Source organism: Streptomyces olivaceoviridis (assembly GCF_014650115.1).
Taxonomy (GTDB): Bacteria; Actinomycetota; Actinomycetes; order Streptomycetales; family Streptomycetaceae; genus Streptomyces; species Streptomyces olivaceoviridis.
Window position 1 is genome coordinate 113114 of the sequence record NZ_BMUI01000006.1, and the last position, 21793, is coordinate 134906.

Consider the following 21793-nt stretch of genomic DNA (forward strand, 5'->3'; position numbering starts at 1 on the left):
GGGTAAGGGAACGGTAAAGCGGTGTCGTTCGTTCTCCCGGCATGACAGCTATGACCCCTGGCTCGAACATCCCCCTGACGGCCGCGCGCGTGACGGTGGACGTCTCCGCTCCGGTGCGGCTCGACGTGTCGGGCCTGCTGCTCACCGGTGACGGCAAGGTGCGCTCCGACGACGACTTCATCTTCTACAACCAGCCCACCGGGCCGGGCGTGACATACCGGTCGGGCGGCGGTACGGCGCCGGACGCGGTCGCGGTCGACACGGCCGCCGTACCGCCGGAGATCGAGAAGATCGTCGTCACGGCCAGCCCGGACGCGGCCGGCCAGACCTTCCAGGGCATCGAGCCGACGGCCACGATCCGGGACGCCGACGGCGGCGCCGTGCTGGCGACGTTCACCCCGCCGCAGCTCGGCAGCGAGACCGCGCTGGTGGTCGTGGAGATCTACCGCCGGGGCGGCCAGTGGAAGGCGCGGGCCGTCGGACAGGGGTACGCCAACGGGCTCGCGGGCATCGCGACCGACTTCGGCGTGACGGTGGAGGAGCCGGCCGCGGCTCCGGCCGCCCCGCCGCAGCCGGCCGCCGCCCCCGTGGCTCCGCCGCAGCCGGCCGCCACCCCCGCCGCTCCGCCGCAGCCGGTGGCCCCGCCGCCCGCTCCCGCTCCGGGCGCCGGGAAGATCAACCTGGACAAGGGCCGGGTCAGCCTCCAGAAGAACCAGACCGTGTCCCTCGTCAAGGGCGGTCGGCCGCTGCTCTCCCAGGTGCGGATGGGCCTCGGCTGGGAGCCGGCGTTCCGCGGCAAGGACATCGACCTGGACGCCTCGGTCATCGCCTACGGCCCGCAGCGCAACCACATCGACAGCTGCTACTTCGGGAAGCTGACGATCCTGAACGGCGCGATCCGGCACTCCGGGGACAACCTGACCGGCGAGGGCGGGGGCGACGACGAGGTCATCACGGTCGACCTGGGCCGGCTGCCCCAGGAGGTCACCGGGCTGGTCTTCACCGTCAACTCCTTCTCCGGCCAGAAGTTCACGGAGGTCGCCAAGGCGTACTGCCGTCTGGTCGACGCCTTCTCGGGCGAGGAGCTCGTCCGTTTCGACCTCACCGGCGCGGAGCCCCGGACCGGCGTCATGATGGCCAAGCTCATCCGCCAGTTCTCCGGCGAGTGGGACATGACGGCGATGGGCGAGTTCGTGAAGGCCCGCACCGTACGGAACATGGTGGAGCCGGGGGCGAGGGCCCTGTGACGCGGTGACCGCCGCTGCGGGCAAGCCGTGGGTCCCCCAGTGCCTCAGGGGCCTGGGGGACCCCCAGCGCGCTCAGCCGGCCCGCAGCCCCTCCGTCAGCAGCCCCAGGTAGCGCCGGATCTCCCGCTCCCCCACCCCCGCCAGTTCCGCCGCCGAAGCCACTCCGTGGGCCAGGCGCAGCACCTCGATCGGCTCCACGTCCCCCCGCAGCGCGCCCGCCGCCTGTGCCGCCTCCACCAGCCGGGTCGTCGCCCCCTTCACCACGGTCCCGCACGCCGTCAGCGCCGCCGCGCTGCCGGGCTCCGTCACCGCCGAGCTGAGCAGGGCCTTCATCCCCCGCACCTGAAGGGTGCGGACCGCCAGCTCGTACAGCCACTCCATGAGCGCCTCGCCCGGCGGCCGTTCCGCCGCCAGCTCGTCGGCGCGCGCGCCGAGCGCCTCGATCCGGTCGACGTACGCCGCCTCCAGCAGCGCCTGCCGGGTCGGGAAGTGCCGGTAGAGCGTGCCCGAGCCGACGCCCGCCCGCTTGGCGATGTCATCGAGTGACGCGTTCTCCCCATGCTCGGCGAAGGCCTCGGCCGCCACCTTCAGCAGCCGCTCGTAGTTGCGCCGAGCATCCGCGCGCATGGGCCTGCCCTGCGTCATCCACTCACTCCTTGCAAACCGGGGACCCTCTCCGTATCTTATCGAGCACTAAACGGAGACAGTCCCCGTTTACCGCCGCGATGCTCCGTGGGCAGCTCATCCCTGCCCGGACATCCGCGTGCCCGGGGACGCCCAGACCGGGAGACCGTCATGTCCACCCCGTCCACCCCACCGGCCTCGTCCGCACCATCCACGCCGTCGGCCTCGCCGACCACCGAACCCTCCGCCAGTCCCGCGCCACCGGCGCGGCTCGGCACCACGCTCCTCGTCATCGTCACCGCCTACCTGATGGTCGGCGTCGACTCCACCGTCGTCAACGTGGCGCTGCCGGACATCCAGCGCGGCCTGCACTTCAGCCGCACCGGCCTGTCCTGGGTCCTCAACGCCTACACCCTCGCCTTCGGCGGCCTGCTGCTGCTCGGCGGACGCGTCGGCGACCTCCTCGGCCGCCGCCGTACCCTGACCGCGGGCGTCCTGCTGTTCGCCCTGTCCTCCCTGCTCGGCGGCCTCGCCGCCGACAGCGGCCAACTGCTCGTCGCCCGCGCCTTACAGGGTCTGGGCGCCGCCCTGATCGCCCCGAGCACCCTGGCCCTGATCACCACCAGCTTCCCCGAGGGCCCGCGCCGGCACCGCGCGCTGAGCGTCTACTCCTCCATGGCCGGCGTCGGTGGCTCCGTCGGCCTGGTCCTCGGCGGCCTGCTCACCTCATGGGCCTCGTGGCGCTGGGCGCTGCTCGTCAACGTCCCCATCGGCCTCGCCCTGGCCCTCGCCCTGCCCCGCTTCGCCCCCGAGACCCCGCGCCACACGGGCCGGTTCGACCTGCCGGGCGCGCTGACCGGGACGGCCGGCACGACCTCGCTGGTGTACGCGTTCATCCGGGTCTCGGAGGGCGGCTGGGGCGACACCCGCGCGCTGCTCGGCTTCGCCGCGGCGGCCGTCCTGCTCGCCGGCTTCCTGCTGGTGGAGTCCCGCGCGGACCAACCGGTGCTGCCGCTGCGCCTGTTCGCCGACCGCGACCGGGCCGGCGGGTACGCGAGCATCCTGCTGCTGCCCGCGGGGATGTTCGGCGCCTTCTACTTCCTCACCCTGTTCGGCCAGCAGGTGCTGGGCTACAGCCCGTTGCGCGCGGGCTTCGCGTTCCTGCCGATGACCCTGGTGATGTTCACGACCGTGCGGCTGGTGCCCCGGCTGCTGGCCCGGTTCGGCACCAAGCCGGTACTGCTGACCGGCATGTCCCTGGCCGCGCTCGGCACCGGCTGGCTGGCCCGCCTGGAGCCCGGGGACGGCTACGCGGCCGGGCTGCTCGGGCCACTTCTCCTGGTGGGCCTGGGTCTCGGCCTGAGCTTCATGCCGCTCAACGCCACGATCCTGTCCGCCGTCACCCCGGCGGACGCGGGCGCGGCCTCCGGACTGCTCCAGACCTCGCAGTGGCTGGGCGGCACGGTCGGCCTGTCGGTCCTGGTCACGGTGTACGGCACGGCCACCCGGCACACCACCGGCTCCCCCGGCGCCGTCCTCACCCACGGCGCCGCCCAGGCCTTCGCCGCCGGTGCCCTGATCACCCTGGCCGGTCTGCTGCCGGCGGCGACGGTCCTGACCGGCCGACGCGAGCGGGTGAGGTGACCGCGGCCCGCGCGCCGGGAGGTGCCTGACGTCTTCCGCCGCCCTCCGCCGCCCGAAGACGCATGGCTCGTTCCCACGGCCACCCCTCCGAGGATCACTCGCGAAGGCAACTGCGTGAACGAGCCGGCGCGTCAGTCACCGAGCAGGGCTCAGTCGCTCTTCTGGCGCTTCCAGGGGCCGGTGATGGCGAGCATGATGCCGGGCGTCTGGATGTTGGCGAAGAGGGTCTTGCCGTCGGGCGAGAAGGTGACGCCGGTGAACTCGCTGTACTCCGGCGCCTCGGCGGTGCCGATGTTGAGCTCGTTGCGGGCGATCGGGTAGGTCCGGCCGCTGTCGGTGGCGCCGAACAGGTGCTGGACGCCCTCGCCGTCCTCGGCGATGACCAGGCCGCCGTACGGGGAGACGGTGATGTTGTCGGGGCCGTCGAAGGCGCCGTCCTTCGCCGGGTCCGGGTTCACGCCGAGCAGCACCTTCAGCGTCAGCGTGCGGCGCTTGGGGTCGTAGAACCAGACCTGGCCGTCGTGCTGGACCGGGCTCTCCTGGCGGGCGTAGGAGGAGACGACGTAGACGCCGCCGTCGCCCCACCACATGCCCTCCAGCTTGCGGGCGCGGGTGACCTGGCCTTCGGTGAACTGCTTGCGCACCGAGACGGTCTTGGCGTCACGGTCGGGGACGTCCACCCAGTCGACGCCGTACACGGTGCCGATCCTGGTGGCGCGGGACAGGTCGTCCACGAACTTGCCGCCGGAGTCGAAGCACTTGAACGCCTGGAGCACGCCCGCGTCGTCGGCGAGGGTGCGCAGCTTGCCGCGGCCGTGGCGGAAGCCCTCCGGCGGGGTCCAGCGGTAGAACAGGCCGTTGGGGCCGGAGGCGTCCTCGGTGAGGTAGACGTGGCCGCGCTTGGGGTCGACCACGACGGCCTCGTGGGCGTAGCGGCCCAGCGCCTTGACCGGCTTGGGGCCGCGGTTGGCCCGGCGGTCCTCCGGGTCGACCTCGAAGACGTAGCCGTGGTCCTTGGTGAAGCCGTTCTTGCCGGCCTTGTCCTCGGTCTCCTCGCAGGTCAGCCAGGTGCCCCAGGGGGTGCTGCCGCCGGCGCAGTTGGTGGCGGTGCCGGCGATGCCCACCCACTCGGCGACCTCGCCGCCGCGGCGGACCTCGACGACGGTGCAGCCACCGGCCGCCGCCGGGTCGTAGACCAGGCCCTCGGTGAGCGGCACCGGGTACGGCCACTGGGCGCGGGCACCGGCCAGCTCGTGGTTGTTGACGAGGAGGGTGGTGCCGCGGGGGCCCTCGAAGGTGGCCGTGCCGTCGTGATTGGACGGGGTGAACTCGCCGGACTCCAGCTTGGTCCTGCCGCTGTACGTGACGATCTTGTACGAGAAGCCGGCGGGCAGGGCGAGGATGCCCTTGGGGTCGGCGATCAGCGGGCCGTAGCCGACGCCGTGGTGGTGGCCCCCGTGCGCGGACTCGGCCTCGGCGCTCTCGGTGTCCGTGGCGGCGAGGGCGTTCGGCGCGGTGGCGAGGGCGCCGACGCTGCCCGCCAGGGCGACCCCGGCACCGGTGATCGCGGATGTTCTGGCGAAGTCCCTGCGGGTGAGCGACATGGTGTCTCCTGTGACGACGGTGGTAGTGCCGTGGAGGGTGGGGGCCTCGGTTCGGCGCACACGCTCCCGCCCACTTGTGAACGCGAGTTGAACGCCGGGCTACTTCACCGGTCCTTGTTCAAGAATCCGTACGCACTACCCCATCGCCAGCAAAAGGGCACGGGCCGGGCTCGCGCCCGGCCGGGCCTCAACTCCCTTGCTGGGAGCGAGCCTTGAACGCCGCCTTCCGCGCCTGCTTGGCCACCTTCTTGTCCGGGTGCAGCCGCCCCATCGCGTCCAGGACCTCGGCGGTGGCGGGGTGCTCCACCCGCCAGGCCGCCGCGAAGAACCCGCTGTGCTGGGCGGCCAGCCCCTCCACGAGGGCCTGGAGCTCCTCGGAGTTGCCCTCGGCCGCCAGCTGTGCGGCCAGCGTGTCGACGGTCAGCCAGAACACCATGTCCTCGGACGGCGCCGGCACCCCGGCGGCGCCCCGCTCGCTCAGCCACACCCGGGCGAGCCCGCCCAGCTCGGGGTCGTCCAGCACCTCGCGCAGCGCGGGTTCGGCCTCGGCGCCGACCAGCGACAGCGCCTGCTGGCAGCGGAGCCTGCGCAGCGGGGCCCCGGCGTCCGCGCCGCGCGCCGCCACGAGCAACTCCCGTGCCGCCGCGAGCGGTTCGCGGCGGGCCAGCCACTGCTCGGTCTCGGTACGGGCGGCGGACTGGCCGAACCGGGCGGTGCCGTCGAGCAGGACGTCCGCGCCCTTGTCGGCGAGGTCACCGACGGCCGGCGCCTCGAACCCGGCCTCCAGCAGCCGCGCCCGCAGCCCGTACACGCCGAGCGGGGTGAGACGGACCATGCCGTAGCGGGCGACGTCGGTGTCGTCCACGGTCGCGGCGGGTTCCTCGTCGGTGTCGGCCATCAGCGCCTCGTCCACCGGCCGGTAGTCCACGAGTCCGACCGGCTCCAGCACCCGGAACTGGTCGTCCAGCCGCATCATCGCGTCGGAGACCTGCTCCAGGACGTCGTTGGTGGGCTCGCCCATGCCGTCGGGCACGATCATGGAGGCGGCGAGGGCGGGCAGCGGGACGGTGCCGTCGCCGGGGCCGTCCTCACTGACGGTCAGCAGGTAGAGGTTGCCGAGGACGCCGTCGAGGAACTCCGCCTCGGCCTCCGGGTCCCAGTCGAGTGACGAGAAATCGACCTCGCCGCCCTGGTCCAGGGCGGCGACCAGGTCGTCCAGGTCGGGGACGGTCGCGTCGGCGACGACGGTCTCCAGCGCGGCCAGCCACACGGTGAGCACGTCGCGCGGGGAGCCGCCGGTGAGCAGCTTCAGCTCCTCCCCGGCCCGGACGGTGCCGGCCTCCTCGTCCACGATCTCGACCAGACCGGCGTCCACGGCGACCCGCCAGGCCTCGCCGACGTACGCGGCGGCGTCGTCACCGGTCAGCCCGAGCAGTTCGGCGGCGGCCGGCACCTGCTCCTCGACCAGCCCGCCGCCGGCGTCGACACGGGTGCCGGGCCCGGCCCAGCGCGCGAGGCGGGCCGCCCGGGACAGCAACGGCGTGGACAGCGCGGCGCGCGCCAGCTCCGCTTCGGGATGCAGCCGTACGGGCGGCAGGGGGGAGCTGTCTGACATCGGCTGGTTCTCCTCGGACCGTGAACGGACTCAGCCGCTCAGCCTAGACGGATTTCCACCCATGCCGCCCGGTTCATCTCACCGTAAGCAGCCGGACATGGCCGAAACCTTGACAACTCCCCGGGCCAGGCAGGAGATTGACGCGCGTAGAAGTTGGGGGGACAACTGTTCACTCGGCTCTACGCGTGTCACAGAGGGCTACGACCTCCACACGCTCCCGTTCCACCCTCGTCCCGGCGCATCGTCACGTCCCCGGAGGGATCCCCTTGCCGAGCAGGTCTTCCGCGCGCCTCGCCGCGCTCACCGTCGCCGCCGTATGCAGCGCGGCGTCCGCCGTCGTCCTCACCTCCCCCGCGCACGCCGACTCGGTGCGCGTCCACGACATCCAGGGCACGACCCGGACGTCCCCGTTCGCCGGGCAGAAGGTGACGGACGTACCCGGCATCGTCACGGCCACGCGCACGTACGGCTCCTCCAAGGGCTTCTGGATCCAGGATCCGACCCCGGACGACAACCCGGCCACCAGCGAGGGCGTGTTCGTCTTCACCAGCTCCACGCCGAAGGTCGCGGTCGGTGACGCGGTGAAGGTGACCGGCACGGTCTCCGAGTACGTCCCGGGCGGCACCTCCTCCGGCAACCAGTCGCTGACGGAGATCACCAAGCCGGTGGTCACCACCGTCTCCACGGGCAACGCGGTCCCCGCGCCGGTCGTCGTCGACGAGGACGCGGTGCCGGACGCGTACGCGCCCACCGGCGACGCCGCCGCGGCCAACTCGGTCAACGGCCTCCCCCTGGACCCGTCCGCGTACGCACTGGACTACTACGAGTCCCTGGAGGGCATGAACGTCCAGGTCGCCGACGTCCGTGTGGTCACCGCGACCGACCCGTACAGCGAGCTGTGGGTCACCGTGAAGCCGTGGGAGCACCGCAGCCGCCGCGGCGGCACGGTGTACGGCTCCTACGACTCCCAGAACACCGGCCGACTCCAGATCCAGTCGCTGGGCTCGACCGCCGACTTCCCGAAGGCGAACGTCGGCGACACCCTGGAGGGCACCACCACCGGCCCGCTGGACTTCAACCAGTACGGCGGCTACACCCTGGTCGCGAGCGAGCTCGGCACGCTGAAGAGCGCCGGCCTGGAGCGGGAGACGACGCGCGAGCAGTCGGGCCGCGAGCTGGCGGTGGCGACCTACAACGTCGAGAACCTCGACCCGTCGGACGCCACCTTCGGCCGGCACGCCTCCGCGATCGTGCACAACCTCCAGTCGCCGGACATCGTGTCCCTGGAGGAGATCCAGGACAACAACGGCGCCAAGGACGACGGCACGGTCGACGCGGACCAGACCGTGACCAAGCTGATCGACGCCATCGTCGCGGCCGGCGGCCCGCGGTACGACTGGCGGTCGGTCAACCCGGTCAACGACCAGGACGGCGGCGAGCCCGGCGGCAACATCCGCCAGGTGTTCCTGTTCAACCCGGAGCGGGTGTCCTTCGTGGACCGCGCGGGCGGCGACCCGACCACCGCCGTCGGCGTCACCAAGGTGCACGGCAAGGCGCAGCTGACGGTCTCCCCGGGCCGGATAGACCCGGCGAACGCCACCTGGAGCAACAGCCGCAAGCCGCTCGCGGGCGAGTTCGTCTTCCGCGGCAAGACCGTCTTCGTGATCGCCAACCACCTCAACTCCAAGGGCGGCGACCAGGGCCTGACCTCGCAGTACCAGCCGCCGGTGCGCAGCTCGGAGATCCAGCGGCACGCCCAGGCGACCGAGGTGAACGCGTTCGTCAAGGACATCCTGTCCGCGCAGAAGAACGCGGACGTCATCGCGCTCGGCGACATGAACGACTTCGAGTTCTCCGAGACCGCGCGGATCCTGGAGGGTGACGGCGAGCTGTGGTCGGCGATCAAGTCGCTGCCGAAGAACGAGCGTTACACCTACGACTACCAGGGCAACCAGCAGGTCCTGGACCAGATCCTGATCAGCCCGGCGATCCGCCGCGGCGGCGACTTCGAGTACGACAGCGTGCACATCAACTCGGAGTTCAACGACCAGATCAGCGACCACGACCCGCAGGTGCTGCGCTTTCGTCCGTGACACGAGGGCGGGACCGGCCCGGCTTCGCGCCCGGCCCGTCCCGCCGTCCCGTGCTCACCGACCGCCGCTCACCGGCAGCGGCTCACCACCGGCGGCGGTTCGGCGGCGGGGGCTCACCGGCAGCGGTCGACGCGGCGCCAGATCACGGCCGCGCCGACGACGGCGGCGCCCGCCGCGCCGATGATCAGCACCGGCCGGGGGTGCCGCATCGCGGCGCTCACAGCGGACCGCACCGGGCGCGGCACCCGCGCGTCGTGCTCCATGGTCTGACCGGCGTGGGTCGCCCGGTCCCGCAGGGCGTGCCGGCTGTGTCCGGCCTGTTCCTGCACCAGGTGCCCGGCCTTGGTCATCCGTTCCTGTGCGGTGTGGCCGGCCCGCGCGGCGCGGTCCTGGAACAGGTGGCCCGCCCTGGCCGCCCGGTCCTGCACGCCGTGCCCCGCCTGGGCGGCGCCGGCGCGCAGCTGGACGGTCATGGCGCCGGCCTTGTCCCTCAGGTCGGCGGCGCGCGCCCGGGCCCGGCCCTTCACATCGGCCCGGTCCACCAGCTGGGCGACGGTGTCGCCGAGCTGGCTCCGGGTGTGTTCGATCTGCCGCCGCAGCTCATCGGGGCCCTTGGCGCCCGAGCCGTGCGGGTTCCTGTGCGTCATCGGTGTGCCCTTTCCCTGATCGCGTCGACGTCCGCCCTGACACTGCCGAGGGTCTTCTCGGGCGTGGGCGGGGCGGCGCGGCGCAGCTGGGCGCGGCCGGTCGCGGCCAGCAGGCCGGCGACGGCGAAGAACGCCGCTGCCACGATCAGCGCCGCCGCCCACACGGGCAGTGCCAGGGAGAGGGCGGCGGTGGCCGCTCCGGCCAGGGTGATCAGCCCGACGTAGCCGACGGCGCCGGCGGCGCCCAGCAGGCCGCCGCCGCATCCGGCCCGGCGTCCTTTCTCGGTCAGCTCCTCCTTGGCGAGGGCGACCTCCTGCCGCAGCAGCCGGGAGAGCTGTTCGGTGGCCCGGCCGACGAGTTCGCCCGTGGAGGGGTGCCCGTCGGCCGCGGGCCGGGTGTGCGAGGTCACGGTCACGGCGTTCCGCCTCCTCTCAGTGCGGAACCTCCGGGTACCCGGGCCGAAGGTCGTTAGCCCTGCCCGGTGCCGCCGGGCCCGCGTTCGCCGAGCCGCGCGAGTTGGGACTGGAACCAGTCCAGGCGGGCCTGCAACAGAGCCGCCTCGGCGACGAGTTCGGGTACGCCCGGCTCACCGTCCGCTGTCAACCCGGCGGCTGCGGGGCCCGTACCGCCGACGGTCGCGATCACCCGGAGCCCGTGCCCGGCCAGCCGGGCGAACTCCGCGAGCGAGACCGGCGCGCGCCCGCGCACGCAGCCCCCGCAGACGGGTGCGAGGACCCGCCAGCCCGGCCGGCCCCAGCCGGCGTCGGCCAGCGCGACGGCACCGGCGCCGCAGCCACACGGCCCGGCCGTGGCCGTGCGCACCCGCTGCCGGGCGTAGCGGAAGCCTCGCTCGAAGCGGATGTAGGAGCCGAGGACGGAGACCTCCAGCAGGACGGCCGCGCGGTGGTCGGCGGTGCACAGCAGGGCCTCGGCCGCCGCCCGGTCGTGCACGCAGTGGAAACCGCAGTCGCACCGGCGTGCGGGCGGGCGGTGCCGGAAGCCGTAGACGCAGGAGGCGTCGTCCAGGACGCCGTACGGCAGGGCGCCGCCGAGCGACACACCCGTGAACCCGGCCCGGGTGCCGTCCTGGGACAGCACCGGGCGGGCGATCTTGTAGCCGGTCGGCGGCTCCGTCGGGCGTTCCGCCGGGAGCCGCAGCCTCATCGGGCGGCCGGGACCTCTTCGCGGGCCGGCCCGACCGGTTCGACCGCGTCCGTGCGGACGGTCTCCTCGGGGACCTGCGGCTTCTCCTCCCGGACGAGCGGCTGCTCCTCCGCGACTCCGGTGGCCAGTGCCTTGCCGAGCTTCATGGTGCCTCCATGACAGACGTCGGTGACCCTACGGCCATAGTGACCCATGAGGTGCCGAGTTGGACATAGGGCCTCCGTCCGCACGGGCAAGGCGTTAGCAAGTCTTACCGATATCTCGTAGGAGAATTAAGTGGAGCTTCACGAAGGTGCTGCCGACACTACTCCCATGACGAGTCCCCGTAGGCCCGCTCCCTTCGGCCGCACCCTCTGCGCCATGATCACGCCGTTCACCGAGGAGGGCGCCCTCGACCTGGACGGCGCCCAGCGGCTGGCCGCGCACCTGGTGGCGCGGGGCTGTGACGGCCTGGTCCTGGGCGGCACCACCGGCGAGTCGCCGACCACCACCGACGAGGAGAAGGCACGGCTGGTCGCGGCCGTGCGGGAGGCGGTCGGCGACCGGGCCGCGCTGGTCGCGGGCGTGGGCACGTCCGACACCCGGCACACGGTGGAGCTGGCGCTGGCGGCCGGGAAGGCGGGCGCCGACGGTGTGCTGGTGGTGACGCCGTACTACAGCCGGCCCCCGCAGGAGGCCGTGGCCGCCCACTTCCGCCAGGTCGCCGACGCGAGCGACCTTCCGGTGATGCTCTACGACATCCCGGGCCGCACGGGCACCCGGATCGAGCCGGACACGATGATCCGCCTCGCGGACCACCCGCGGATCGTGGCCGTCAAGGACTGCTCCTACGACTTCCTCGGCACCCTGAAGGTGCTCCAGCGCACGGAGTTGGCGTACTACGCCGGCTGCGACGAGCACGTACTGGCGCTGTACGCGGTCGGCGCGGCGGGGTGCGTGAGCACGGTCGCGAACGCCGTGCCGGACCGGGTCGCCGCGATCCTGGCCGCGTTCGACGCCGGCGACACCGCCCGCGCGGCCGGACTCCAGCGGGCCGTGACCCCGTTGACCGAGGCGATGATGGGCGCGGGCCTGCCCGGCACGGTCACCGCGAAGGCCCTCCTCGGCCGCCTCGGCCTGCCCGCGGGCCCGGTCCGCGCCCCCCTGCTGTCCGCCGACCCGGAGACGGCCGACGGGCTGCTGACGGCGTACCGGGCACTCACCGCGGGCTGATCCGCGCGGTGCGCCCCGAAGACGCGGGGAACCGCGCGACCAGCAGTCGGACGCGGTGCGTCAGTTGTGGCTGTGCAGGATGTCGTTCAGGCCGCCCCAGACCGCGTTGTTCGGGCGGGCCTCGACCGTGCCGGTGACCGAGTTGCGGCGGAACAAAATGTTGGAGGCGCCGTTCAGCTCCCGGGCCTTGACGATCTGGCCGTCGGGCATGGTGACGCGGGTGCCCGCGGTGATGTACAGGCCGGCCTCGACCACGCACTCGTCGCCGAGCGCGATGCCGACGCCCGCCTCGGCGCCGACCAGGCACCGCTCGCCGATGGAGATGATCACGTTGCCGCCGCCGGACAGGGTGCCCATGGTGGAGGCGCCGCCGCCGATGTCCGAGCCGTCGCCGACCACGACACCCGCGGAGATCCGGCCCTCGACCATGGAGGTGCCGAGGGTGCCGGCGTTGAAGTTGACGAAGCCCTCGTGCATGACCGTGGTGCCCGCCGCGAGGTGCGCGCCGAGGCGGACCCGGTCGGCGTCGGCGATGCGCACGCCCTTCGGGGCGACGTAGTCCGTCATGCGCGGGAACTTGTCGATCGAGGTCACCTGGAGGTGCAGGCCCTCGGCGCGGGCGTTCAGGCGCACCTTCTCGATGTCGTCCACGGCGACCGGGCCGAGCGAGGTCCAGGCGACGTTGGCGAGGTGGCCGAAGATGCCGTCCAGGTTCTGGCCGTGCGGCTTGACCAGGCGGTGCGAGAGCAGGTGCAGGCGCAGGTAGACGTCGTGGGCGTCGACCGGCTTCTCGTCCAGCGAGGCGATGACCGTGCGGACCGCGACCACCTCGACGCCCCGGCGGGCGTCCGGGCCGGTCGCCGCGGTCGCGCCGCCGCCCAGCAGCTCGGCCGCCTGCTCGGCGGTCAGCCGCTCGGTGCCGGCCGGGCCCGGCTCCTCGACCAGCTCGGGGGCCGGGAACCAGGTGTCGAGAACGGTGCCGTCGGAGGCGATCGTGGCGAGGCCGGCGGCGACGGCGCCGGTGGTGCGGGTTGCAGACTCGGTCATGGGAGAAAACCTAACGTGGGCGGGGTGGTGAGGGCGAACCGCGTCTCACGTGCCGGGCGCGGGTTCAGGGGATCAGCCGAGCCAGCGTGGCGCGCGCGTACTCCTCGTCGTAGGAGCCGCCCGTCAGCAGCACCTGGAGGCAGATGCCGTCCATCAGCGCGAGCAGGGCCCGCGCCGTGACCGGGTCGGTGCGGCGGGCCAGCAGCGCGGCCCCCTGCTCGGTCCACTCGGCGGCGACGGGACGCAGTGCGGGGCGGCGCAGCGCGGCCAGGTACAGCTCGTACTCCAGTTCCACCCCGGTGCGCCCGCCCGCCAGCCACTGGCCGAGCGCACGGGCGAGATCCGCGGCGAGGTCGCCGTCGCCGCCCTCCGGCAACAGCTCGGCCAGCACCCGGCCGAACCCCTCGTTCGCCTGCCGCAGCGCGGCCACCAGCAGCTCTTCGAGGGTGGCGAAGTGGTACGTCGTGGAGCCGAGCGGTACGTCCGCCTCGACGGCGACCGTACGGTGGCTCAGCCCCGCGATGCCGTCCCGGCCGACCACGCGGATCGCCGCGTCGATGATCCGCTGCCGGCGCTCGGGGTCGTAGCGGCGCGGCATCAGTGCGTCGCCCCGCCCAGGTTCAGCACCACCACTCCGCCGATGATCAGCACGATCCCGGCGACCTTGGTCAGGCTGAGCCCCTCGCCGAACAGCAGCAGACCGAGGACGGCGATGGTCGCGGTGCCCACGCCCGACCAGATCGCGTACGCCGTACCGATCTGGACGGTCTTCAGCGTCCGGGCGAGCAGCGCGAACGAGACGACGTACCCCACAGCGGTCACGAGCGAGGGCCAGAGCCGGCTGAATCCCTCGCTGTACTTCATCGCCGTCGTGGCGGCGACCTCGGCGGCGATGGCACCGGAGAGCAGCAGATACCCCATGTGTACGAGCGTACACAACGACGCGTACGGCCGTACCGGAGAGCCATCACCGCGCCCGTCACCCCGCCGGACGACGGCCCCGGCCTGCCCTCCTTCGCCTACTGGCACGTCAGCGGCGGCCTGGTGAAGCCCGGCCCCGTCAGCTCGGCCGCGGACCGCAGCGCCGCCACCTTCACCCGCGTCAACAGCCTCGCCGACACCCGCTGTCGGTCCTTCACCACGGCCGGCGGCGGCTACCTCCGCCACCGCGACTCCCTGCTCCGCGCCGAACCCGCCGACGGCTCGCCCCTGTTCAGGCAGGACGCCGCGTTCTGCCCGCGTTCCGCTCGGCGGACGGGCTCGCCCGAGCATGCGACAGGGGCCGTGGCGCATGGCCACGGCCCCTGTCACAGGCGGTGTGTCAGACGTTGAACCCGAGCGCCCGGAGCTGCTCGCGGCCGTCGTCCGTGATCTTGTCGGGACCCCACGGCGGCATCCAGACCCAGTTGATGCGGAGTTCGTTGACGAGGCCGTCCGTGGCGGACTTGGCCTGGTCCTCGATGACGTCCGTCAGCGGGCAGGCCGCCGAGGTCAAGGTCATGTCGATGGTGGCCACGTTGGAGTCGTCGACGTGGATGCCGTAGATCAGGCCGAGGTTGACGACGTCGATGCCCAGTTCGGGGTCGACCACGTCCATCAGGGCCTCGCGGAGTTCTTCCTCCGAGACCGGCTTCATCTCTGCGGTGTCGGTCATGCCGTCTTCCTTTCGGCGTCGGCGCCACCCAGTGCCTGGGCCGTCGCGTCCTTCCACGCCATCCAGCTCAGGAGGGCGCACTTGACCCGCGCGGGGTACTTGGAGACACCGGCGAACGCGACCGCGTCCTCCAGGACCTCCTCCATCGCGTCGTCGGGCTCGATCCTGCCCTTGGACTGCATCAGCTCCAGGAAGGTCTCCTGGATCTTCTGCGCCTCGGCCAGGTCCTTGCCGACGAGGAGCTCGTTGAGCACGGAGGCGCTCGCCTGACTGATCGAGCAGCCCTGGCCCTCGTACGAGACGTCCTCGATCTTCGTGCCGTCGTACCTCACGCGCAGGGTGATCTCGTCGCCGCAGGTCGGGTTCACATGGTGTACCTCGGCGTCGCCATCCCTCAGACCACGCCCGTGCGGGTTCTTGTAGTGGTCCAGGATGACGTCCTGGTACATCGAGTCCAGCTTCACGGTGTCAGCTCACGCCTCTCAGCCGAAGAAGTTCCGTACGTGCTCCAGGCCGTCGACCAGAGCGTCGATCTCGGCCGGCGAGGAGTACAGGTAGAACGACGCTCGCGTGGTCGCGGGAATTCCGTAGCGGAGGCAGACCGGACGGGCGCAGTGGTGGCCGACCCGGACCGCGATGCCCTGCTCGTCCAGGACCTGGCCCACGTCGTGCGGGTGGATGTCCCCGAGCGTGAAGGAGATCGCCGCCCCGCGGTCCTCGGCCGTCGTCGGGCCGATGATCCGCAGGTCGGGAACCTCCGCCAGGCGCCGCACCGCGTACTCCGTCAGCGCGTGCTCATGGGCGAGGATCTTGTCCATGCCGATCGACTGGAGGTAGTCGATCGCCGCGCCGAGGCCGACCGCCTGGGCGATCGGGGGCGTGCCCGCCTCGAACTTGTGCGGGGCGGGGGCGTACGTCGAGGAGTGCATCGAGACCGTCTCGATCATCTCGCCGCCGCCGAGGAACGGAGGCAGGTCCTCCAGCAGTTCCTGGCGGCCCCAGAGGACGCCGATGCCGGTCGGGCCGCACATCTTGTGGCCGGTGAAGGCCACGAAGTCGGCCTGGAGGGCCTGCACGTCCAGCGGCATGTGCGGGGCGGCCTGGGAGGCGTCGATGCAGACGAGCGCGCCGACCTCCTGGGCGCGGCGGATTATCGCCTCGACCGGGTTGACCGTGCCCAGGATGTTGGACACCAGCACGAAGGAGACGATCTTCGTCTTCTCGGTGATGATCTCGTCGATGTTCGACAGGTCGAGCCGGCCGTCGTCCGTGAGGCCGAACCACTTCAGCTTCGCGCCCGTGCGCTGCGCGAGCAGCTGCCACGGCACGATGTTGGAGTGGTGCTCCATCTCCGTGATGACGATCTCGGTCTCGTGGTCCACCCGGTAGGGCTCGTCGGCCCAGCCCAGCATGTTCGCCACGAGGTTCAGCGACTCGGAGGCGTTCTTGGTGAAGATCACCTCGTCGCGGCTCGGCGCGTTGATGAACGCGGCGACCTTGTCGCGCGCGCCCTCGTACAGCGCCGTGGCCTCCTCGGCGAGCACATGCACACCGCGGTGGACGTTGGCGTTGTAGCGCTCGTAGTACTCGCTCAGGGCGTCCAGTACCTGGCGCGGCTTCTGCGAGGTCGCCGCGTTGTCCAGGTACACGAGCTTCTTGCCGTCGTGGACGACTCGGTCCAGAACGGGGAAGTCCTTGCGGATCGCCTCGACGTCGAGGAGGCCCGGCAGCTGTGTCACGCGGATGCGCCACCCTTCACGTATGCCTCGTAGCCCTCGTTCTCCAGCTTGTCCGCGAGCTCCGGGCCGCCGGACTCGACGATGCGGCCGCCGGCGAACACGTGGACGTGGTCGGGCTTGATGTAGCGCAGGATGCGCGTGTAGTGCGTGATCAGCAGGGTGCCGACCTCGCCGGACTCGCGGACGCGGTTGACGCCCTCGGAGACGATGCGCAGCGCGTCGACGTCCAGGCCGGAGTCGGTCTCGTCCAGGATCGCGACCTTCGGCTTGAGCAGCTCCAGCTGGAGGATCTCGTGGCGCTTCTTCTCACCGCCGGAGAAGCCCTCGTTGACGTTGCGCTCGGCGAAGGACGGGTCCATGTTGAGGCGCTCCATGGCCTCCTTGACCTCCTTCACCCAGGTGCGCAGCTTGGGGGCCTCGCCGCGGATGGCGGTGGCGGAGGTGCGCAGGAAGTTGGAGACGGAGACGCCGGGGACCTCGACCGGGTACTGCATCGCCAGGAACAGGCCCGCGCGGGCGCGCTCGTCGACGGACATCTCCAGGACGTCCTCGCCGTCCAGGGTGACGGTGCCGCCGGTGATCGTGTACTTCGGGTGACCCGCGAGGGAGTAGGCGAGGGTCGACTTGCCGGAGCCGTTGGGGCCCATGATGGCGTGCGTCTCGCCCTGCTTCACGGTGAGGTCGACGCCCTTGAGGATCTCCTTCGTGGCGTTGTCGGCCTCGACGGTGACGTGCAGGTCTCGGATTTCAAGCGTTGCCATGGGTGCCTCAGGACTCCTGGGTGAGGGAGACGAGAACGTCGTCCCCTTCGATCTTTACGGGGTATACGGGGACGGGGCGCGTCGCGGGGAGGCCGGACGGCTTGCCGGTGCGCAGGTCGAAGGCGGAGCCGTGCAGCCAGCACTCGATCTGGCAGTCCTCCACCTCGCCCTCGGAGAGGGAGACGTTCGCGTGGGAGCAGATGTCGTAGATCGCGAACACCTCGCCCTCGGTCTTCACGACCGAGACCGGCGTGCCGTCGAGTTCCACCCGCTTCGGGGTGTCCTCCTCCAGCTCGCTCAGCCCACAGGCGCGTACGAACGACGTCATGCGACCGAAGCCTCCAGCTCTTCCTCGATCTTGGCGAGCAGGCGCTCCTCGATGTCGGCGACACCGATCTGCTGGACCAGCTCGGCGAAGAAGCCGCGGACCACCAGGCGGCGGGCCTCGTGCTCCGGGATGCCGCGGGCCATCAGGTAGAAGAGCTGCTCGTCGTCGAAGCGGCCGGTGGCGGAGGCGTGCCCGGCGCCGACGATCTCGCCGGTCTCGATCTCCAGGTTCGGCACCGAGTCGACGCGCGCGCCGTCCGTGAGGACCAGGTTGCGGTTCATCTCGTAGGTGTCCGTGCCCTCGGCCTTGGCCTCGATGAGCACGTCACCGATCCAGACCGCGTGCGCGTCGTCGCCCTGGAGGGCGCCCTTGTAGACGACGTTCGACTTGCAGTGCGGGGTGTTGTGGGTGACCAGCAGGCGGTGCTCCTGGTGCTGCCCGGCGTCGGTGAAGTACAGGCCGAACAGCTCGGCCTCGCCGCCGGGGCCGGCGTACTCCACGCGCGGGTGCAGGCGGACCACGTCACCGCCGAAGGTCACGACCACGGACTTGAAGGAGGCGTCCCGGCCGACCAGCGCGTTGTGCTGGGCGACGTGGACGGCCTTGTCGTCCCAGTCCTGGACGGAGACGACGGTCAGCTTGGCGCCGTCCCCGAGGACGTAGTCGACGTTGGCGGCGAGCACCGCGTCACCGGTGTGGTCGATGACCACGACGGCCTCGGCGAAGGCGCCCAGCTCGATCACCTGGTGGCCGAAGGCGGTGCCGCCCCGGCCGTGCACGGCGATGCGGATCGGCTCGGTGAGGACGGTCTCCTTGGGGACGGTCACGACCGAGGCCTTCTCGAAGGCGGAGTACGCCTGGGCCGCGACGCGGTCCACCGGGGTGCCCGCCTTGCCGAGGCGCGCGTCGTCGCGGCCGACGGTCTCGACGGTGACGCCCTCGGGGGCCTGGACGTCGACCTTCACGCCGTCGCCGTTCGCGACGGCGGTGCCGTCGTGCAGGCCGCGCAGGCGCTCCAGCGGGGTGAACCGCCACTCCTCCTCACGGCCGTGCGGGACCGGGAAGTCCGCGACGTCGAAGGACGGGGGCGCGCTCATGCGCGAGACGACGGTCGACTCCGCGGCGACCGCGATCGAGCCGGCGGTGGTGGAACCCACCGGGATGTTCTGGGCCTCAGCCATGGCTGTCGTAATGCTCGCTTTCTTACGTGTGGGCTTGACGGGGGTTGCGGACCGGTGGTTAACCGACCGCGCCCTCCATCTGCAGCTCGATCAGCCGGTTGAGCTCCAGCGCGTACTCCATGGGCAGTTCCTTGGCGATCGGCTCGACGAAGCCGCGCACGATCATCGCCATGGCCTCGTCCTCGGAGAGACCGCGGCTCATCAGGTAGAAGAGCTGGTCCTCGGAGACCTTGGAGACGGTGGCCTCGTGACCCATGGACACGTCGTCCTCGCGGACGTCGACGTACGGGTATGTGTCCGACCGGGAGATGGTGTCGACCAGCAGGGCGTCGCACAGCACGTTCGACTTCGACCCGGCGGCGCCCTCGCCGATCTCGATCAGACCGCGGTAGGACGTACGGCCGCCACCGCGCGCGACCGACTTCGAGACGATGTTGGACGACGTGTTCGGCGCCATGTGGACCATCTTGGCGCCCGCGTCCTGGTGCTGGCCCTCGCCCGCGAAGGCGATGGACAGGGTCTCGCCCTTGGCGTGCTCGCCCATCAGGTAGACGGCCGGGTACTTCATCGTCACCTTGGAGCCGATGTTGCCGTCGATCCACTCCATGGTCGCGCCCTCGTAGGCCACGGCGCGCTTGGTGACCAGGTTGTAGACGTTGTTCGACCAGTTCTGGATGGTCGTGTAGCGGCAGCGGGCGTTCTTCTTGACGATGATCTCGACCACCGCGGAGTGCAGCGAGTCCGACTTGTAGATCGGCGCGGTGCAGCCCTCGACGTAGTGGACGTAGGCACCCTCGTCGACGATGATCAAGGTCCGCTCGAACTGGCCCATGTTCTCCGTGTTGATACGGAAGTAGGCCTGGAGCGGGATCTCGACGTGGACGCCCTTCGGCACGTAGATGAAGGAGCCGCCGGACCACACGGCGGTGTTCAGCGCGGCGAACTTGTTGTCGCCGGCCGGGATGACCGTGCCGAAGTACTCCTTGAAGAGCTCCGGGTGCTCCTTCAGCGCGGTGTCGGTGTCGAGGAAGATGACGCCCTGCTCCTCCAGGTCCTCGCGGATCTGGTGGTAGACGACCTCCGACTCGTACTGGGCGGCGACACCGGCGACGAGGCGCTGCTTCTCGGCCTCCGGGATGCCCAGCTTGTCGTAGGTGTTCTTGATGTCCTCGGGCAGGTCCTCCCAGGACTCCGCCTGCTTCTCCGTGGAGCGCACGAAGTACTTGATGTTGTCGAAGTCGATGCCCGAGAGGTCGGAGCCCCAGTTCGGCATCGGCTTCTTCTCGAAGAGCTTCAGGCCCTTCAGGCGCAGCTTCGTCATCCACTCCGGCTCGGACTTCTTGCCCGAGATGTCGCGGACGACGTCCTCGTTGAGGCCGCGCCTGGCGGAGGCACCGGCCACGTCGGAGTCGGCCCAGCCGTATTCGTACTTGCCCAGGCCCTCCAGCTCAGGGTGGGCAGTCTCCGTGGGGAGAGTCATGCGGGGTTCCTCCCGGCCGTGCTTGCAGGTGCGTCAGTGGAAATCTTGGGGATGAACGTCGTGCAGACGCCGTCGCCGTGCGCGATGGTCGCCAGTCGTTGGACGTGGGTACCCAGCAGCTCGGCGAAGATCTCGGTCTCCGCCTCGCACAGCTGCGGGAACTGTTCCGCGGCGTGGGCGACCGGGCAGTGGTGCTGGCAGAGCTGCTCGCCGACCGGTGCGCTGCGCGCCGTAGCAGCGTACCCGTCGGCGCTCAGGGCCTTGGCCAGCGCTTCGGCGCGTTTTTCGGGGGTCACGGACTCGACCGCCTCGCGGTACGCGCCCGCCTGGGCGGCGATCCGGGCGCGGGCGAAGGCGGCGACCGCCTCGGGGCCGCCCCCCTGCTCGGCGATCCAGCGCAGCGCGTCCACGGCGAGCTTGTCGTACGACTGGTCGAAGGCGTCCCGGCCGCAGTCGGTGAGCGCGAAGACCTTCGCGGGGCGCCCGCGCGTGCGCGTGCCGTACACCCGCTGCTCGCGGGCCTCGACGACGTCGTCGGCGACCAGCGCGTCCAGGTGGCGCCGGACGGCCGCCTGGGTCAGTCCCAGCCGGCCTGCGAGTTCGGCGACGGTCGACGGCCCGTGGTCCAGGATGGAGCGCGCGACCCGGTTGCGCGTCGAGCGCTCACCGGTCGCTAGCTCCTCCTGAGGGGCCCCCGTGGGGGTTTCCCGAGCCTCGCCGACGTTTTTCACAACGCCATTGTTGCGTAATTCCGCGGAGCCTGACAAGCGGCGTCCGGATCACCCGACGGTGCCCTGCGTCACTTAGGCATACCTAATCTGACCTGCGGAAACGATCATCCGGTCGATCGCCCCGGCCGCCGGCGGGGACAATTCGGTGGCGCCCCGCGCGCCCGTCCGGGAGACTCCCGGACCATGCCCACACCCGCTCCGACCGGCCCTCTTGTCACCCGGGACGACATCGCCGCACAGCTGGGACTGCTCGGCGTCGAGACGGTGAGACCCTTCTGGCGCACTCCTCGCTCAGCTCCCTCGGCTGGGTCAACGGAGGCGCGGTCGCGGTCGTCCAAGGGCTCCTGGACGCGCTCGGCCCTTCGGGCACGCTCGTCGTCCCCACCCAGACGGGCGGCCACTCCGATCCGGCCGTCTGGGCGAACCCTCCCGTTCCCGAGGAGTGGTGGGACCGCATCCGCGCCACCATGCCGCCGTACGACCCCCTGATCACCCCCTCCCTCGGGGTCGGCGTCGTCCCGGAGACCGTGCGCACCTGGCCGGGCGCCCGCCGCAGCGCCCACCCGCAGACCTCCTTCGCCGCCGTCGGCCCCCGCGCGCGGGAGATCACCGACGGCCACGCCCCCGACTGCCGGCTCGGCGAGCACAGCCCCCTCGCCCGGCTGGAGGGGCTGGGCGCCCGGGTGCTGCTGCTGGGCGCGGGCTACGACTCCTGCACCGCCTTCCACCTCGCCGAGTACCGGATATCCGCGCCCCGCGTGCGGGTCGGCCGGCCCGCTCCCGGCGGCGGCTGGGAGACGGTGACCGAGGTCTCGATCACCTCCGACCGGTTCGACGAGCTGGGGCACGACTTCGAGCGGGACCGGCCGGTCGTCCGGGGAAGGGTGGGTGCGGCGGACGTCCGGCTGTTCCCGGTGGCGGACGCCGTGGCCTACGCCGAACGGTGGCTGCCGCTGCACCGGCCCCGTGCGGAGGACTTCGGCCACCCCCGCGCCTGAGCACCGGACGGCGTACCTAGACT

At 71.7% G+C, this 21793-nt stretch carries 23 protein-coding genes and 1 pseudogene; 6 read left to right on the forward strand and 18 right to left on the reverse strand.

Features of this window, described 5'->3' with window-relative positions; genetic code table 11:
- Positions 1 to 50 precede the first annotated feature (50 nt).
- A complete protein-coding gene (locus IE273_RS13845; RefSeq protein ID WP_189815469.1) occupies positions 51 to 1247 on the forward strand; it encodes a TerD family protein in 1197 nt (398 codons plus the stop codon).
- 72 nt (positions 1248 to 1319) lie between these two features.
- Here IE273_RS13845 and IE273_RS13850 read toward each other — a convergent pair whose 3' ends face one another.
- On the reverse strand, positions 1320 to 1892 hold the full coding sequence (locus tag IE273_RS13850; protein ID WP_189815470.1) for a TetR/AcrR family transcriptional regulator: 573 nt from the start codon (positions 1890 to 1892) through the stop codon (positions 1320 to 1322).
- Between the two features lie 150 nt (positions 1893 to 2042).
- On the opposite strand from IE273_RS13850, the gene IE273_RS13855 reads away from it, so the two are divergent.
- A complete protein-coding gene (locus IE273_RS13855; RefSeq protein ID WP_189815471.1) occupies positions 2043 to 3515 on the forward strand; it encodes an MFS transporter in 1473 nt (490 codons plus the stop codon).
- A gap of 149 nt (positions 3516 to 3664) precedes the next feature.
- Here IE273_RS13855 and IE273_RS13860 read toward each other — a convergent pair whose 3' ends face one another.
- Together IE273_RS13860 and IE273_RS13865 are read right to left on the reverse strand one after the other, a co-directional pair.
- The gene (locus IE273_RS13860; RefSeq protein WP_189815472.1) at positions 3665 to 5119 is read right to left on the reverse strand and encodes an alkaline phosphatase PhoX; all 1455 of its coding nucleotides are present in this window, start codon (positions 5117 to 5119) and stop codon (positions 3665 to 3667) included.
- A gap of 187 nt (positions 5120 to 5306) precedes the next feature.
- Complete coding sequence (locus IE273_RS13865; RefSeq protein WP_189815473.1) at positions 5307 to 6734, reverse strand: amino acid adenylation domain-containing protein; 1428 nt, start codon at positions 6732 to 6734, stop codon at positions 5307 to 5309.
- Positions 6735 to 7000: 266 nt separating this feature from the next.
- Here IE273_RS13865 and IE273_RS13870 point away from each other — a divergent pair, with 266 nt between their 5' ends.
- Positions 7001 to 8827, forward strand: a complete 1827-nt coding sequence (locus IE273_RS13870; RefSeq protein WP_189815474.1) for a DUF8508 domain-containing protein — start codon at positions 7001 to 7003, stop codon at positions 8825 to 8827.
- Positions 8828 to 8940: 113 nt separating this feature from the next.
- Here the strand turns inward: IE273_RS13870 and IE273_RS13875 are convergent, their stop codons facing one another.
- From IE273_RS13875 to IE273_RS13890, 4 genes are read right to left on the reverse strand one after another with little or no spacing between them, the layout of a single operon-like run.
- Entirely contained in the window at positions 8941 to 9474 is a 534-nt protein-coding gene (locus IE273_RS13875; protein WP_189815475.1) for a DUF3618 domain-containing protein, read from the reverse strand.
- Positions 9471 to 9890, reverse strand: coding sequence for a phage holin family protein (locus IE273_RS13880; RefSeq protein ID WP_189815476.1), 420 nt, complete (start codon positions 9888 to 9890; stop codon positions 9471 to 9473). Before IE273_RS13880 ends, IE273_RS13875 begins: the two co-directional genes overlap by 4 nt.
- 53 nt (positions 9891 to 9943) lie before the next feature.
- On the reverse strand, positions 9944 to 10639 hold the full coding sequence (locus tag IE273_RS13885; protein WP_189815477.1) for a hypothetical protein: 696 nt from the start codon (positions 10637 to 10639) through the stop codon (positions 9944 to 9946).
- Positions 10636 to 10785, reverse strand: coding sequence for a hypothetical protein (locus IE273_RS13890; RefSeq protein ID WP_189815478.1), 150 nt, complete (start codon positions 10783 to 10785; stop codon positions 10636 to 10638). The genes IE273_RS13885 and IE273_RS13890 overlap by 4 nt, the downstream gene beginning before the upstream one ends.
- A 166-nt stretch (positions 10786 to 10951) precedes the next feature.
- Between IE273_RS13890 and dapA the strand changes: the two genes are divergently transcribed.
- Positions 10952 to 11851 (forward strand): 4-hydroxy-tetrahydrodipicolinate synthase, encoded by a 900-nt coding sequence (dapA, locus tag IE273_RS13895; protein WP_189815479.1) that lies wholly within the window; start codon positions 10952 to 10954, stop codon positions 11849 to 11851.
- 60 nt (positions 11852 to 11911) lie between these two features.
- Here the strand turns inward: dapA and dapD are convergent, their stop codons facing one another.
- The 3 genes from dapD to IE273_RS13910 form a co-directional block, all read right to left on the reverse strand.
- Positions 11912 to 12898 carry a 2,3,4,5-tetrahydropyridine-2,6-dicarboxylate N-succinyltransferase gene (gene dapD, locus IE273_RS13900; RefSeq protein WP_189815480.1) on the reverse strand — a complete coding sequence of 329 codons (987 nt, stop codon included), beginning with the start codon at positions 12896 to 12898 and terminating at the stop codon, positions 11912 to 11914.
- A 64-nt stretch (positions 12899 to 12962) separates the two neighbouring features.
- A complete protein-coding gene (locus IE273_RS13905; protein ID WP_189815481.1) occupies positions 12963 to 13496 on the reverse strand; it encodes a TetR/AcrR family transcriptional regulator in 534 nt (177 codons plus the stop codon).
- Positions 13496 to 13819: a DMT family transporter gene (locus tag IE273_RS13910; protein ID WP_189815482.1), complete on the reverse strand. Its 324-nt coding sequence runs from the start codon at positions 13817 to 13819 to the stop codon at positions 13496 to 13498. The genes IE273_RS13905 and IE273_RS13910 overlap by 1 nt, the downstream gene beginning before the upstream one ends.
- Here IE273_RS13910 and IE273_RS13915 point away from each other — a divergent pair, their 5' ends adjacent.
- Positions 13820 to 14230: an AbfB domain-containing protein gene (locus IE273_RS13915; protein ID WP_229887224.1), complete on the forward strand. Its 411-nt coding sequence runs from the start codon at positions 13820 to 13822 to the stop codon at positions 14228 to 14230.
- Here IE273_RS13915 and IE273_RS13920 read toward each other — a convergent pair.
- The 8 genes from IE273_RS13920 to IE273_RS13955 are packed head-to-tail and all read right to left on the reverse strand — an operon-like array spanning position 14220 to position 20772.
- Positions 14220 to 14552, reverse strand: coding sequence for a metal-sulfur cluster assembly factor (locus tag IE273_RS13920; RefSeq protein ID WP_189815483.1), 333 nt, complete (start codon positions 14550 to 14552; stop codon positions 14220 to 14222). The two genes, IE273_RS13915 and IE273_RS13920, sit on opposite strands and share 11 nt — an antisense overlap.
- The gene (gene sufU, locus IE273_RS13925; RefSeq protein WP_058080087.1) at positions 14549 to 15016 is read right to left on the reverse strand and encodes a Fe-S cluster assembly sulfur transfer protein SufU; all 468 of its coding nucleotides are present in this window, start codon (positions 15014 to 15016) and stop codon (positions 14549 to 14551) included. The genes IE273_RS13920 and sufU overlap by 4 nt, the downstream gene beginning before the upstream one ends.
- A gap of 18 nt (positions 15017 to 15034) precedes the next feature.
- A complete protein-coding gene (locus IE273_RS13930; RefSeq protein WP_189815484.1) occupies positions 15035 to 16291 on the reverse strand; it encodes a cysteine desulfurase in 1257 nt (418 codons plus the stop codon).
- Entirely contained in the window at positions 16288 to 17052 is a 765-nt protein-coding gene (sufC, locus tag IE273_RS13935; RefSeq protein WP_014671977.1) for a Fe-S cluster assembly ATPase SufC, read from the reverse strand. The genes IE273_RS13930 and sufC overlap by 4 nt, the downstream gene beginning before the upstream one ends.
- A 7-nt stretch (positions 17053 to 17059) precedes the next feature.
- The gene (locus IE273_RS13940) at positions 17060 to 17380 is read right to left on the reverse strand and encodes a non-heme iron oxygenase ferredoxin subunit (protein ID WP_014671978.1); all 321 of its coding nucleotides are present in this window, start codon (positions 17378 to 17380) and stop codon (positions 17060 to 17062) included.
- Positions 17377 to 18561 carry a Fe-S cluster assembly protein SufD gene (gene sufD / locus IE273_RS13945; protein ID WP_189815485.1) on the reverse strand — a complete coding sequence of 395 codons (1185 nt, stop codon included), beginning with the start codon at positions 18559 to 18561 and terminating at the stop codon, positions 17377 to 17379. The genes IE273_RS13940 and sufD overlap by 4 nt, the downstream gene beginning before the upstream one ends.
- A 58-nt stretch (positions 18562 to 18619) precedes the next feature.
- Positions 18620 to 20041, reverse strand: coding sequence for a Fe-S cluster assembly protein SufB (gene sufB / locus IE273_RS13950; protein ID WP_014671980.1), 1422 nt, complete (start codon positions 20039 to 20041; stop codon positions 18620 to 18622).
- On the reverse strand, positions 20038 to 20772 hold the full coding sequence (locus IE273_RS13955; RefSeq protein ID WP_189815486.1) for a helix-turn-helix transcriptional regulator: 735 nt from the start codon (positions 20770 to 20772) through the stop codon (positions 20038 to 20040). The genes sufB and IE273_RS13955 overlap by 4 nt, the downstream gene beginning before the upstream one ends.
- Before the next feature lie 183 nt (positions 20773 to 20955).
- On the opposite strand from IE273_RS13955, the pseudogene IE273_RS13960 reads away from it, so the two are divergent.
- A pseudogene (locus tag IE273_RS13960) lies at positions 20956 to 21770 on the forward strand (AAC(3) family N-acetyltransferase).
- The last annotated feature ends 23 nt before the right edge of the window (positions 21771 to 21793 follow it).

Bases quoted from the DNA above. Each gene is read 5' to 3' on its own strand.
- dapD (WP_189815480.1), bottom strand. From the start codon at position 12,898: ATGACCGAGTCTGCAACCCGCACCACCGGCGCCGTCGCCGCCGGCCTC.
- sufB (WP_014671980.1), bottom strand. From the start codon at position 20,041: ATGACTCTCCCCACGGAGACTGCCCACCCTGAGCTGGAGGGCCTGGGC.
- dapA (WP_189815479.1), top strand. From the start codon at position 10,952: ATGACGAGTCCCCGTAGGCCCGCTCCCTTCGGCCGCACCCTCTGCGCC.
- IE273_RS13845 (WP_189815469.1), top strand. From the start codon at position 51: ATGACCCCTGGCTCGAACATCCCCCTGACGGCCGCGCGCGTGACGGTG.
- IE273_RS13940 (WP_014671978.1), bottom strand. From the start codon at position 17,380: ATGACGTCGTTCGTACGCGCCTGTGGGCTGAGCGAGCTGGAGGAGGAC.
- IE273_RS13875 (WP_189815475.1), bottom strand. From the start codon at position 9,474: ATGACGCACAGGAACCCGCACGGCTCGGGCGCCAAGGGCCCCGATGAG.
- IE273_RS13860 (WP_189815472.1), bottom strand. From the start codon at position 5,119: ATGTCGCTCACCCGCAGGGACTTCGCCAGAACATCCGCGATCACCGGT.
- IE273_RS13910 (WP_189815482.1), bottom strand. From the start codon at position 13,819: ATGGGGTATCTGCTGCTCTCCGGTGCCATCGCCGCCGAGGTCGCCGCC.
- sufD (WP_189815485.1), bottom strand. From the start codon at position 18,561: ATGGCTGAGGCCCAGAACATCCCGGTGGGTTCCACCACCGCCGGCTCG.
- IE273_RS13905 (WP_189815481.1), bottom strand. From the start codon at position 13,496: ATGCCGCGCCGCTACGACCCCGAGCGCCGGCAGCGGATCATCGACGCG.
- IE273_RS13855 (WP_189815471.1), top strand. From the start codon at position 2,043: ATGTCCACCCCGTCCACCCCACCGGCCTCGTCCGCACCATCCACGCCG.
- IE273_RS13885 (WP_189815477.1), bottom strand. From the start codon at position 10,639: ATGAGGCTGCGGCTCCCGGCGGAACGCCCGACGGAGCCGCCGACCGGC.
- IE273_RS13920 (WP_189815483.1), bottom strand. From the start codon at position 14,552: ATGACCGACACCGCAGAGATGAAGCCGGTCTCGGAGGAAGAACTCCGC.
- IE273_RS13865 (WP_189815473.1), bottom strand. From the start codon at position 6,734: ATGTCAGACAGCTCCCCCCTGCCGCCCGTACGGCTGCATCCCGAAGCG.
- IE273_RS13890 (WP_189815478.1), bottom strand. From the start codon at position 10,785: ATGAAGCTCGGCAAGGCACTGGCCACCGGAGTCGCGGAGGAGCAGCCG.
- IE273_RS13850 (WP_189815470.1), bottom strand. From the start codon at position 1,892: ATGACGCAGGGCAGGCCCATGCGCGCGGATGCTCGGCGCAACTACGAG.
- sufC (WP_014671977.1), bottom strand. From the start codon at position 17,052: ATGGCAACGCTTGAAATCCGAGACCTGCACGTCACCGTCGAGGCCGAC.